Origin of the sequence: uncultured Tateyamaria sp., assembly GCF_947503705.1 — a bacterium.
In the GTDB taxonomy this organism is placed as follows: Bacteria; Pseudomonadota; Alphaproteobacteria; order Rhodobacterales; family Rhodobacteraceae; genus Tateyamaria.
On record NZ_CANNES010000007.1, the window covers coordinates 20,433 to 33,005 of the forward strand.

The following is a 12,573-nucleotide window of genomic DNA, read 5'->3' on the forward strand; positions in this document are numbered from 1 at the left end:
CCTAACTGCGTGTGTGACCCGAGTGAAGGATCAGGAAAATCCCGCGGCGCGCAGGGCCGTCACCATGCGGCGACCCACATCAAAATCTGCGCCCGGGTGTGACCGGCGATATTCATCAAGGCTGAAACTGGGCAACTGGCGCTGCAATTGCTGCGCGGTCGCGTGCATCTCTTCGGTCTGGTCCAGATGGAAATGGGCACACAGTTTGGTGCGCAAGGTCGAGACATGGCGATCATTCAGCGCAAGGGACTTGTCGGCCAGTTCAACGGCGCGGGCATAGTCCTCATTCGACACATGAGCAAAGGAGGCCAGCGAGTTGTAGAGATAGCCAAGCGGATCAATCGGGGACAGGCGATGGGCTTTTTCCACCCGTTCCACAGCCACCGCGCCATTGTCGCGAAAGGCATGCATCACACCGCTGAAAAGCCAGGACATTGCGTCGTTGGGATTGATGTCCAATGCCTTTTCAAACTGCTTTTCCGCCGCAGGCTGCGCATTGTTGAGAGCGCTGTGAATGACACCGTCCACAGCCAGACACAGCGAATTGTCGGGCTCCATGTCCAAGGCGCGCTGGGTGCATTCCGCAGCCAGGCGGGCGTCTTGCTTGGGGTCCGTGCTCCACCCGTTCCAGATGGACATGACATACCAATCACCCAACCAAGCCAGCGGTTCGGCAGCATGGGGGGCGCGGCGAACCGTCTCTTCGATCAACTGGCGGGATTGGGCAAAGCTGGACAGGCGCAATTCATGCATCATACCCACACCCGCCAATAACAGGCGATGATCCTCAAGATCGGCCAGGTTGCGGCCCCGCACATGGCGGACGGTGTCCGAGGCGATCTTGCGCCCGATCCTATGGGTCAACTCTGCGATGGCCACACTCTCGGCAGACAGGAAATCCTTGACCGGCGCGGGAAATGTCTTGGTCCACAGGATGCGCCCGGTCGAGGTGTCGATGAAATCCGCATCCAGCACCGCCTCGGACCCGTTGACACGAAAGGACCCCGACAGGCAGTAATTCGTGCCCAGTTCGGTATGCACCGTCTGAATGTCCACATGGCTGTCCGCCAGGCGGCGGGTGGACATGTGCGAGATGACCGCCATCAGGTTGGAACGCGACAACGAGCGACAGATTTCTTCGGCCACGTAATCGCCCAATGGGACATCCGACGGGCTGCAATTGACCATCCGAAACGGAATGACGGCCACCGTGGGCAGGATGGAGGGCGGCGGCGGCTGGTGACTGGCGCTGTAAAGGCCGAAAAGCTGGCTGGGGTTCTGCCGGATGCTGCGCAACCAGTCATTGTACCCCTCTTCGCGGATGTCCAGACCTTCCAGAAAAGTGGCACTGCCGGGACGGCCCACAAAACGGACCTGCTGCAGGTCCAGCGTGATCTCGGAATGGGTGGTGGTCAGCAGACGGTCAAAATCCGGGCCCATCACGGCCTTGATGTCGGAAATTGCACGGCGCAGGCTTTGGCGGCCACTGTCGAAAGTTGAGGCGCCCCACAACGCATCTTGCAGGAAACTGCGGGTGCGGCGGCCAAACGGGGCAGTCGCCAGAATGGCAAAAAGGGCCTTGTGCTTGGTGCCGGTGATTTCATAACCATCGGCGCCGCTGCGGCGAACAAAGCAAGAGCCAAACAGATTAATCTCAAGTTTGGCCATGGCCGTGCGCATCCCTCACCCCCCAGTGTGTGCCCCACCACATTATGTTGTGAGACGCAAAGGACAAAGTGACTTCACGCTTTATTCACAAGCATTCGGGCACGCGAAACTTCATATTCAATACACCCATCGGCGTAATGCGCCGTCATGTGATCTCGGATCGGGAGTGTTTCAGGTATGAATGTCGGCGGTAATGGTAAACACAACACCCCGAGCCAGTTTGACCCCGGGCCCGTGCGCGACCTGATTGATTTTCATCTGCGTTGGCACGAATTCCGGCCCTTTGCCGTCCAGGCGGCGGCAGTTCAGGGGTTGTCCGACACCCAATCGGAAACGGTCGACTGGTTGATTAAAATGGCGGACCGCATTCGCAAAGAAGACCTGTCGCGCTGATCCCAGAACTCCACCACGCGACACATGGGCTTGCAGCACCCTGTCCCCAGCACGGGTGCCGCAGAATTGAGTGGCAGGCACGACGCGTCTCCCAGTTCGTGCTTGCCACTCAATAACCTCTCAACCGCCTCACGCGGGCGCGTCCACCTCATCCGCCTTGACCGCGAAAAAGATGGTGTAAAGCGTCGGCACGATGATCAGCGTCAGGATCGTCGCAAAGGTCAGCCCGCAGATGATCACAACCGCCAATGAGGCAAAGAACGGATCCCACAACAGCGGCACAACCCCAAGCACAGTGGTGAGCACGCCCAATGACACCGGCCTGACGCGGCTGACGGCGGCATCGACGACGGCCGCCATACGCGCCTTGCCATCCGCGATCTGACTGTCGGTTTCGTCGATCAGAACGATAGCATTCTTGATCAGCATGCCCGTCAAAGACAAAACTCCAAGGATCGCCATGAACTCCAGCGGCGTCGCCGTGCCGGCCAGCCCATAGATCACCCCGATCAGCGCCAAAGGCACCGCCAGCCAGATGATGATGGTCTGTCGCCAGGCGTTAAAGAGGAAGAGCACCACGATGAACATCGCGCCAAAGCCCAAGGGCATGGTCGCGGCCAGACCGGCGTTGGCCTCCTGGCTGCTGCCAAACTCGCCCTTCCACTCCATGCTGTAGCCGGGGGGCAATTCAATGGCCTCGATGGGGCCACGGACCGCGTCAAACAGGTCACCCGACAACACGCCCGGCGCGTTGTCCGCTTGCGCCATAATCGCCAGTTGCCTGTCGATACGACGCAGATTGCCCGCCTCGAACACCACATCAAAACGGTCCACCACCTGACTGATCGGCACATATTCCCCAAGGCCCTGGGCATAGACCTGAATATCGCGCAGGCCCCCAACATCATTTCGGGCCTCGGCAAAGGGCCGCATGATCACCTGACGCAACTCGTCCCCTTCACGGTAAAGGCCGAGGGTCGCGCCCGTCAGATGATTTTGCAGCGCACTAGAAATCTCGCCCTGGGTCAGTCCCAGACGGCGGGCATTTTCCACGTCAATAACAGGGCGGATCACCTGCACCTGCTCGCGCCAGTCATCCTTGACGGCCACTGCGCCCGCGCCATTCAGGATCGCCTTGGCCTGATCCGCCAGCCCCCGCAACACCGCCGGGTCCGAGCCAAAGAAGCGGGCCTCCACCTTGGACCCGCTGCCGGGGCCCAACACGAATTTCCACACCTTGGCGTTGGCATCCGGAAACGCCTCGTTGATATGGGCCTGCAGATCGGTACGCAAATCGTCGATGATGCGGAAATTCTCGACGTCCACCAGGATCTGACCATAGGCCGGGTTCTGGTTCTCGCTCTCATAGATCAGCATGAAACGCAGGTGTCCGGCCCCGACCACCGTGTTGGTGCCGGTCACGCCCTCAAGACCGCGGGCATATTCTGCAATCCGCTGCATGTCAGCCTCGGTGCGCGCAATGTCGGTGCCCTGCGGCAGGTTGTAATCAATCACGAACTGCGCGCGCGTCGAGGACGGGAAAAATCCGGGCGGCACCGCGCTGAAGATTGCGATGGCCGACACGAAAAGCGCCACAACCACGGCAACGGTGACCCAACGGATCCGAATGGCCAGCGCCAGGATCGTCCGATAAAGGGTCAGCACCGCGCCCTCTTTGCTGTCCGTGGTGACCTTGGTGTTCTTCAACAGCACCGAACAGTAATAGGGCGTGAGCCAGATTGCCACGAGCCAGGAAAAGAGCAGCGCAATACCGATTGTCCAGAACAGGCTGCCCGCATATTCACCCGTGTTGTCGGGGGAAAAGCCGATGGGCGAAAAGGCCAGAATGCCCACAAGCGTGCCCCCCAGCAGCGGCCATGTGGTTTGTTTGACCACCGCACGGGCGGCATCCCCCGCATCCTCACCGCGCTGCACGCGCACCAATGTGCCCTCGACGACAACGATGGCATTGTCGACCAGCATGCCCAGGGCAATGATCAGTGCGCCCAGCGAAATACGCTGCATATCAAGGCCGTAAAGGTACATCCCGATCAGCGTCCCCGCGACGGTCACCAACAGGATACCGCCCATCAGAATGCCCGAGCGCAACCCCATAAAAACCAGCAACGTGCCGACCACGATGGCCAGGGCCACACCGACATTGACGACAAAGGCATCCACCGACGCCTTGACCGTCGCCCCCTGATCCGAGATCGACAGGATTTCAATGCCAATCGGGCGAGTATCCTCCAGTGCGGCGATACGGTCATTTACCGCATTGGCCATATTGACCACATTGCCGCCCAGAGTGTTGGACACGCCGATACCGATGGCTGGTTGGCCGTCACGATACAAAAGCGTTGTGGCCGGATCCTTGAACCCCCGGCTCACAGTCGCAATATCACCCAGCCGGAAACTGACGCCCGATTGGGGGTTGGTGATCAACAGCTTTGAAATCGCCTCGACCGAGTCGAAAGCCGCCAGCGGGCGCAGTTCCAGCCGCGTGTCACCTGCCACGACCGAACCTGCCGGGGCAACGAGGTTCTGCGCCTCCAGCAATTGCTGGATTTGCGAGGGGGCGAGACCAAGGGCCGTCAGCCGCGCAGGCGCATACTCGACATAGATCACCTCGCTCCGGACCCCGTTCAGAACCACTTTGGACACACCGTCCACTGTGACCAACTCACGCTGCAAATCCTTGGCATATTCATGCAGCTCGGTCAGGGAGAACCCCTCGCCCACCACCGCATAATACTGCGCATACACGTCGCCAAAATCGTCATAGACCTGGCTCGGCAAGGCATTGGGGGGCAGTTGTGATTGCGCATCCGAAATCTTAGCGCGCATCTGGGTAAAGGTTTGATAAAGCTCGGGATAATCCGGCGTCGAGGCAATGGTGAACTCCACCGTAACCGTGCTGACGCCTGGCGAAGACACGGATCGGACCTCATCCACACCCTGCAATTGCTGCAACGCATTCTCGACCACTTCCGTGACCTCTTCGGCCACTTCTTCGGCGGTGGCACCGGGATAAGGGGTGATGATCTGTGCCTGACGGATGACGAATTCAGGGTCTTCAAAGCGGGGCAAGGCGGTATAGGCGAAATAGCCGCCCCACAGGATCAAAACGGTCGCAACGGCTGAGATCAGCCGCTTTTCCAGGGCGAAACGGGCCAGATCCATGGGCTCAGTTCCCGACTTGGGTGATGGGGCGGATGGTCATACCCTCCAGAATCTGACTGACCCCGGCCGCAATCACGGTGTCGCCCACCGCGACCCCATCGGTAAGGACGACGCTTGAACCACTGGCATCACCCAGGGTCACGGGCTGGGCAGACACCGCACCGGCCTCGTTCACACGCCAGACAAAGGGGCTGCCATCCGGGCCCGCCGCAATGGCCGACAGGGGCGCGCGCAATTGCGCGGCACGGCCCGCCGTCGAGGACACGACATTGGCCGACATGCCCGGCAGGATCACCGCGTTTTCGGGTACCGTGACGGCCACACGACCACGATAAGTCTGGGTGGCACTGTCGGCCTGAACCGAAAACTCGACAAATTCGGCCTCGAACTCCTGACCGGGCAACGCGTCAAAGGTCGCGATATTGCGGATCTGGTCAGTGCCGTTGCGGGTCAGGGCCGTCACATCAGGGCCAGGAATGTCAAAGGCCAGGTGGACCACGTCCAAACCTTGCAAGAGGGCGATGTTCTGCCCCGCCTGCACATTGGTAAAGTTCTCAATGTCCCGACGCGCGATGATGCCGTCAAAGGGGGCGGTCAGGGTCGCGTCGGCCAAACTGTCGGTGGCCACCTTGATCTGAGCATCAATGCCGCGCAAGGCGGCTTCGGCGGCGGCGATATCCTCGGCGCGGGCACCGATCTCACCGATGCGCAACTGCTCTTCCTGCGCACGCAAGTTGGCTTCGGCCACACGGGCATTGGCCTGCGCGGTCTCAAGCTGCGCCCGGGTGCTCACGCCCCGATCCAGCAATTCCTGCGCCCGGTCCAGCGCCTCGCGGGTCTGATCCACCTGAGCCTGAGCGGACTCGACGGCAGCTTCCAGCGCGATGATCTCTTCGGGGCGCGCGCCTGCACGCAGGGCCTCCAGCTGGGCCACAGCCTGATCCCGGCTGCTTTGCAACTGGGCAATCTGGTTCTCGAAATCGCGCGGATCAATCCGGGCCAGCACGTCGCCCGCCTTGACTTCGGCAGCGGCACGGATGGGCAGCTCGATCACCTGACCCGACACTTTGAACGACATCACAACCTCGCGCGAGGGCAGCACGATCGCCGGGTAGGTGCGATTGATGGTCTCGTCGCTGGCGATGATCTGGGCCACCTTGGCAGGGCGGATAACCGTATCCTGGGCGACGGCCGCTGTGGCGATACAGGCCGCAGCCATGGTCAAAAATCCGGTGAATTGTTTGAATATCAAGGCCCTATCCCCGCGTCGCTTGAAACGTGTTAGTGAATGGTAGCAGCTTATACGAGTTATGCGAGGAACAATCTTTGGGCACACCATTTCAGATCCTGATCGGCACGGGGCTGTTGGCGCTCTGCGCCTTGCTACATGTCAGCGCCGTATCGGTGGGCATTCCGCTGATCAAGCGTTTGGCAGGTGTCCTCACGCCCCAAAAGTGGCCGCATATACGGATCGCGGCGCTCTTGTCGCTGGCCCTGATTGTGCTGGTGGTGGGCCACACGGCGCAGATATGGGTCTGGTCGGTGTATTTCATGCATCTCACCGATCTGCCCGACGTCGCCACCAGCTTTTACTTTGCGACGGTGACCTACACGACGCTGGGTTATGGCGATATTGTGCTGGACGCCGACACGCGGATCGTTGGGACATTCTGTGCAATCACCGGTCTTTTGACCTTTGGCATTAGCACCGCATTCCTGATGGGCGTCTTGGTCCGCGTGATGCCGGACGTCTTCCGCGACGATTAAGCCAGAGGGCCGCAAAAGACCGCGTCGGTCAGGCCCACCGCTCAGCGGCTGTATCTCTATTGGAAAAACGGTGGTGCTATGGTGGGTGATAAGAGATTCGAACTCATGACCCAGCGTGGTGCCAAAGGCGACGCGCGTCGGTCAGGCCCACCGCTCAGCGGCTGTATCTCAATTGAAAAAAACGGTGGTGCTATGGTGGGTGATAAGAGATTCGAACTCCTGACATCTTCGATGTGAACGAAGCGCTCTACCACTGAGCTAATCACCCAAAGCCCCGGCGTCCTAGCCAATTGCCGGAACGCGCGCAAGAGGGCTTGATGGCCAAAATTCTTATTCGGCGGCTGCGGGGGCGTCGATCTCGTCCACCGCCTCTTGTTCGGCAGCCACGGGGCTGGCGGGCAGATCGCGGGCCTGGCGGATCTTGGTAATCAGCACCTTGCCTTCGGCCATCTTCTTTTCGCGGTTCACCTTGACCTTGCCCAAAGGCTGAAGGTTCAGTTCGCGACCATCCTGAAGGGCAGCCCCCAGTACATGCAGCATCGCCTCGACCACGGGCTTGGCATCTTTCTTCTTGATGCCCGATTTGGCGACGACAGCGTCGATCAATTCGCGCTTGCGCATCACCGGGCCCGACACGACGGGCTGCGGCGCGTTGACCACAACGGATGTGTCTGGCGTGGCGGCGCTGCTTGCAGTTTTGGCTGCGGCCGCCTTGGCCTTGGATACCGCGCTTCCGGCGGAAGTCGTGGATTTGCTGGTGCTCGTCTTGGTTGTGGTTTTGCGGGTGGTTGCCATGGATGCCTCGGTTTTTGATTGATTTGCGGTTTGATAGCGCAAATGGGTTAAAAAGGCTACGCCAGCGCGGCAAAATGCACGCACAAAGGGTCATTTGGCGCATTTGCGCCACGCCAGACTGGCCCATTTGCGCCCTGCGCGAGCGCAAATCCCGCATCCCACATCCGAACTTGACCGATCAATGTTTCGATTTGTACTTTTTTGGCCTGAACCGAAGAAGGATTGCACAATGAAGATGATTACAGCCTCCGCCCTTTGCCTTGCCCTTTCGGCGGCCCACGTCTCGGCAGGTGCCGTCTCTGACCCCGTGATCGAAGCGCCCGTGATCGTCGAAGAGGCGGCCTCCTCCTCCGCAGGGATTTTGGTGCCTTTGCTGCTCTTGGCCGTGGTTGCAGTTGCCGTGTCCAGCGGGTCGGGCGGAACGATGGATGTCAGCGACGCGCGGCTCAAAACGGATATCGTGCAGGTCGGCACAACCGCGCTCGATCTGCCGCTCTTTCAGTTCAGCTATATCGGCGGGACGCAGACCTATGAAGGCGTAATGGCCCAGGACGTGGTACAGGTCGCGCCAGAGGCGGTCGTGCCCTTCGGCTACGGATATATGGCTGTGGATTACGGCGCGCTCGGGATCGAAATGCGCACCATCGACTGATCAGACCGAGGCACGAAAAAGCCCCGCAGTACGACCTGCGGGGCTTTGTTTTTCTACACGGGCCGACCGGATCAGTGGGCCGTGGCCCCTGCCCCGCCGGTCTGTGCCTGAGCGGCGGCAGCGGTGGCGGCCTCTTCGGCGGCCTCGTCCCATTCGATGGCATCGGGCACGGCGGTCAGCGCATGTTCCAGCACTTCACGCACATGGGTCACCGGGATGATGTCCAGGCCCTCTTTGACGTTGTCAGGGATCTCGGCCAGATCCTTTTCATTCTCTTGCGGAATGAGAACCGTCTTGATCCCGCCGCGCAACGCCGCGAGCAGCTTTTCCTTGAGCCCGCCAATGGGCATCGCATTGCCGCGCAGCGACACCTCGCCCGTCATTGCAATGTCGCGACGCACCGGAATACCCGTCAGCACCGACACGATGGACGTGACCATGGCCAACCCGGCAGAAGGGCCATCCTTGGGCGTTGCCCCGTCAGGAACGTGCACGTGGATGTCCATCTTGTCGAACTTGGGCGGCTTGACGCCAATCTGCGGGCTGATCGACCGGACATAGCTTGAGGCCGCGTCGATGGATTCCTTCATCACGTCGCCCAGCTTGCCGGTGGTCTTCATCCGACCCTTGCCCGGCAGTTTCAGCGCCTCGATGTGCAGCAAATCACCACCCACCGATGTCCAGGCCAGCCCCGTGACAACACCCACCTGATCGGCCTGTTCAGCCAGACCATAGCGGTGCTTTTTCACACCCAGGAATTCGTCAATATTGTCGGCGGTGACACGCACGGTCTCGGCCTCTTTCTTGACGATCTTGGTCAGCGACTTGCGCGCCACCTTGGCAATCTCACGCTCCAGGTTCCGCACGCCCGCCTCGCGAGTGTAGTACCGGATGATCGACGACAGCGCGTCATCGGTCAGCTCGAACTCGGCCTTTTTGAGGCCGTGGTTCTTGACCTGCTTGGCGATGAGGTGCTGCTTGGCAATCTCGCGCTTTTCGTCCTCGGTGTAGCCCGCCAGCGGAATGATCTCCATCCGGTCCAGCAGCGGCCCGGGCATGTTGTAGCTGTTGGACGTGGTCAGGAACATCACGTTGGACAGGTCATACTCGACCTCCAGATAGTGATCGACAAAGGTGCCGTTTTGTTCCGGGTCCAAAACCTCAAGCATCGCCGACGCCGGGTCGCCCCGGAAATCCTGACCCATCTTGTCAATCTCATCCAAGAGGATCAGAGGGTTCGTCGTCTTGGCCTTTTTCAACGCCTGAATGATCTTGCCGGGCATCGACCCGATATAGGTCCGCCGGTGACCGCGAATTTCGGACTCGTCGCGCACACCACCCAGGGAGATGCGAATAAATTCGCGGCCCGTGGCCTTGGCGACCGACTTGCCCAACGACGTCTTGCCCACGCCCGGAGGGCCGACCAAACACATGATCGGGCCTTTCATCTTCTTGCTGCGCTGCTGCACAGCCAGATATTCGACGATGCGTTCCTTGACCTTTTCAAGGCCATAGTGATCGTTGTCGAGGATGCGCTCGGCCCGGCCCAGGTCTTTCTTCACGCGAGATTTCACGCCCCACGGGATCGACAGCATCCAGTCCAGATAGTTGCGCACAACAGTCGCCTCGGCACTCATCGGCGACATGTTCTTGAGCTTTTTCATCTCTGCATCGGCCTTTTCACGGGCCTCTTTGCTCAGCTTGGTGGCCGCGATCTTGGCCTCCAGTTCGGCGACTTCGTTCTTGCCATCCTCGCCATCGCCCAGCTCGTTCTGAATGGCCTTCATCTGCTCATTCAGGTAATATTCGCGCTGGGTTTTCTCCATCTGGGATTTGACGCGGGTCTTGATCTTTTTCTCGACCTGCAAGACTGACATCTCGCCCTGCATCAGGCCATACACCTTTTCCAGACGCTCGCTCACCGCCAGCGTCTCAAGCAGATCTTGCTTTTGGTCCACTTCGATGCCCAGATGCCCGGCCACAAGGTCGGCCAGTTTCGCAGGCTCGGTGGTCTCGCCCACTGCGGCCAACGCCTCTTCGGGGATGTTCTTTTTCACCTTGGAATAACGCTCAAACTCGTCGCCCACCGACCGCAGCAGTGCCTCGGTCGTGGCCACATCGCCTGGCATCTCGGTCAGATACTCGGCCCGCGCTTCAAAGAAGGAGTCGTTTTCCAGATATTCGGTAATGCGCACGCGCGCCTGGCCCTCGACCAACACCTTGACGGTGCCGTCGGGCAGCTTCAGCAGTTGCAGTACATTGGCCAGCACCCCGGCCTTGTAAATGCCTGCGGCATCGGGATCATCTTCAGAGGGGTTTACCTGGCTCGACAGCAGGATCTGCTTGTCATCGGCCATCACTTCTTCGAGGGCGCGGACGGATTTGTCCCGACCCACGAACAGCGGCACGATCATGTGAGGAAATACCACAATATCGCGCAACGGCAGCACCGGGTAGGAGGCGTTTAGAGGCTCTTGCATGCTCTTGTCCTTATCTTTGGCAAAACAGCGTGGTCCCGATTGCGGCAACCCTGTGCTGTCTCCGTGTCTAGGGCTTTGATCTGTGTCTGCGGCCCGTCAGTGTCAAGGTCCAGCATGACCGGGGCCGCGCCGGGGTGCAATGGGACGATGCAAACTGTCCCCAGTTTTTTGGCACAAACTGTCGTGGTCGTAGGCCCCAAAACCGCAATATGGGGCACTTGCGAGCAGGACATGCGGCAATCTGTGCCGCATCGGCACGGTTGATCTGCGGGGCACAGCACTACCTCGCCTGCCAACGATAAGGATTGCGCATGACCACCCTCGCCCTCTTGATCGCCGCCCTGCTCTTTGGCGGTATGACACTGTTTTCATTCGGCTTTGCCGCCGTACTCTTTGCCGTGATCGGCCCCGATCAGGCGCGTTTGGCCATTCGCGGTGCATTTCCGCACTATTACCTGTGGGTCATTGCCACGGCCGTCGTGGCCAGTGCGCTGGCCCTTGCCACCAGCACCATGGCCGCATGGCTGTTGATCGCCATCGCGCTCAGCACCGTTTATGCCCGCCAGATTTTGATGCACCAGATCAACGCAGCCACCGATGCAGGCAACAAAGCCCGATTTAAGGCATTGCACGGGGTCAGCGTCGTGATCCAGCTGTTTCAGATCGGACTAAGCGGTTGGGCACTCGCCCTTCTGGGCAGCTAAGACTCCATCCTTCTGAGCGGCTGGACCCTCGCTTTTTTAGGCAGCCAAGGTCCCGCCCTTCTGGACAGCTATGCTCTCGTCCTTCCGCGCTCTCAGGCCCTGTCCTGTTGCGTAGCCAGAGTATCGCCCTCCAGAGCGGCCCGGACCTCGCCCCCCTCAGGCGGCAAGACTATCGCCCCGATCAACGGTCAGGCCCGGGTCAGACCAGCACCAGAACCGCCAGGACAGAAACGGAAAACCAGACAAATGAGAATACTGCAAACGGCATGAACGTCCCTCCCCAGGGTGTGTGAACTCTTTCTACATATGGCACAGCGGCGACCCGCGCGATGGGGGAATTCCTGACCTTCGGTCTCCGCCCCATCACAACCGCTGGTCAAGGGCATCCGCCCGTTCCACTGCGCGCACCGTCGCTAAATCCGCAATGGCCTGCGCCCGCTGCGCATCAGCCAATGACGCCACCTGCCGGTCAGCGGCAGAAGGCTCTGCCGGGGCCAGGGCCGCCGCCTTGACGACTTCCATCTTGGCGATGGTCGCTGCCGGATCATCCGGCACGGGGCTCGCGTCAATCGAAACCGCCCCGCCAATGGCATAGCGCTGCCCATCCGGCCCCGTCTGGTAGGTATAACTGGGTGATCCCGCATATTGGCCCCCAACGGCGGCATGGGCCTGCTCGTGGCGGCGCACCTCTGCATCACGGGCCTTCAGATCGGCAACCTGATCCTGCTCGGCCTGGCTCAGCCCGCGTGCATCCGTACCCCGCTCAGACCCCGATTGCCCGAGCCGCGGTCCATTCGACGCAGCGGACCGTTCTGCCGGGCGCACCTGATCCACGCGGTTCTCGCGCGCCTCTCGTGTCGCAACATTGGCCTGTGCGGCGACGTGATCGGCAATCTCGCGTTGCCGGGCCAGGATGATTGGCGCCACTTGC

Annotated in this window: 10 protein-coding genes and 1 tRNA gene; 4 read left to right on the forward strand and 7 right to left on the reverse strand. The window is 60.4% G+C overall.

Translation table 11 applies throughout. The annotated features are described in order from the left end of the window. Nucleotides 1-30 precede the first annotated feature (30 nt). The gene (locus Q1A44_RS15220; protein ID WP_299626975.1) at nt 31-1,668 is read right to left on the reverse strand and encodes a hypothetical protein; all 1,638 of its coding nucleotides are present in this window, start codon (nt 1,666-1,668) and stop codon (nt 31-33) included. A gap of 234 nt (nt 1,669-1,902) precedes the next feature. On the opposite strand from Q1A44_RS15220, the gene Q1A44_RS15225 reads away from it, so the two are divergent. Continuing rightward, nucleotides 1,903-2,061, forward strand: coding sequence for a hypothetical protein (locus Q1A44_RS15225; RefSeq protein ID WP_299626978.1), 159 nt, complete (start codon nt 1,903-1,905; stop codon nt 2,059-2,061). Nucleotides 2,062-2,190: 129 nt separating this feature from the next. Here Q1A44_RS15225 and Q1A44_RS15230 read toward each other — a convergent pair whose 3' ends face one another. Further along, complete coding sequence (locus Q1A44_RS15230; RefSeq protein WP_299626981.1) at nt 2,191-5,244, reverse strand: efflux RND transporter permease subunit; 3,054 nt, start codon at nt 5,242-5,244, stop codon at nt 2,191-2,193. A 4-nt stretch (nt 5,245-5,248) separates the two neighbouring features. Then, nucleotides 5,249-6,496 (reverse strand): efflux RND transporter periplasmic adaptor subunit, encoded by a 1,248-nt coding sequence (locus tag Q1A44_RS15235; protein ID WP_299626984.1) that lies wholly within the window; start codon nt 6,494-6,496, stop codon nt 5,249-5,251. A gap of 74 nt (nt 6,497-6,570) precedes the next feature. Here Q1A44_RS15235 and Q1A44_RS15240 point away from each other — a divergent pair, with 74 nt between their 5' ends. Continuing rightward, a complete protein-coding gene (locus tag Q1A44_RS15240; RefSeq protein WP_299626987.1) occupies nt 6,571-7,011 on the forward strand; it encodes a potassium channel family protein in 441 nt (146 codons plus the stop codon). A 193-nt stretch (nt 7,012-7,204) separates the two neighbouring features. On the opposite strand, the gene Q1A44_RS15245 is transcribed toward Q1A44_RS15240, so the two are convergent. Together Q1A44_RS15245 and Q1A44_RS15250 are read right to left on the reverse strand one after the other, a co-directional pair. Next, nucleotides 7,205-7,279: transfer RNA gene (locus tag Q1A44_RS15245), tRNA-Val, on the reverse strand. A 62-nt stretch (nt 7,280-7,341) separates the two neighbouring features. Further along, nucleotides 7,342-7,806, reverse strand: coding sequence for an HU family DNA-binding protein (locus Q1A44_RS15250; RefSeq protein WP_299626990.1), 465 nt, complete (start codon nt 7,804-7,806; stop codon nt 7,342-7,344). A 229-nt stretch (nt 7,807-8,035) separates the two neighbouring features. Between Q1A44_RS15250 and Q1A44_RS21895 the strand changes: the two genes are divergently transcribed. Next, complete coding sequence (locus Q1A44_RS21895) at nt 8,036-8,458, forward strand: tail fiber domain-containing protein (protein WP_366942608.1); 423 nt, start codon at nt 8,036-8,038, stop codon at nt 8,456-8,458. 71 nt (nt 8,459-8,529) lie between these two features. On the opposite strand, the gene lon is transcribed toward Q1A44_RS21895, so the two are convergent. Then, nucleotides 8,530-10,938, reverse strand: a complete 2,409-nt coding sequence (lon, locus tag Q1A44_RS15265) for an endopeptidase La (RefSeq protein WP_299626993.1) — start codon at nt 10,936-10,938, stop codon at nt 8,530-8,532. Nucleotides 10,939-11,249: 311 nt separating this feature from the next. On the opposite strand from lon, the gene Q1A44_RS15270 reads away from it, so the two are divergent. After that, the gene (locus tag Q1A44_RS15270) at nt 11,250-11,642 is read left to right on the forward strand and encodes a DUF4149 domain-containing protein (RefSeq protein ID WP_299626996.1); all 393 of its coding nucleotides are present in this window, start codon (nt 11,250-11,252) and stop codon (nt 11,640-11,642) included. A 363-nt stretch (nt 11,643-12,005) separates the two neighbouring features. Here Q1A44_RS15270 and Q1A44_RS15275 read toward each other — a convergent pair whose 3' ends face one another. Next, a complete protein-coding gene (locus Q1A44_RS15275; RefSeq protein WP_299626999.1) occupies nt 12,006-12,569 on the reverse strand; it encodes a putative metalloprotease CJM1_0395 family protein in 564 nt (187 codons plus the stop codon). Nucleotides 12,570-12,573: the final 4 nt, after the last annotated feature.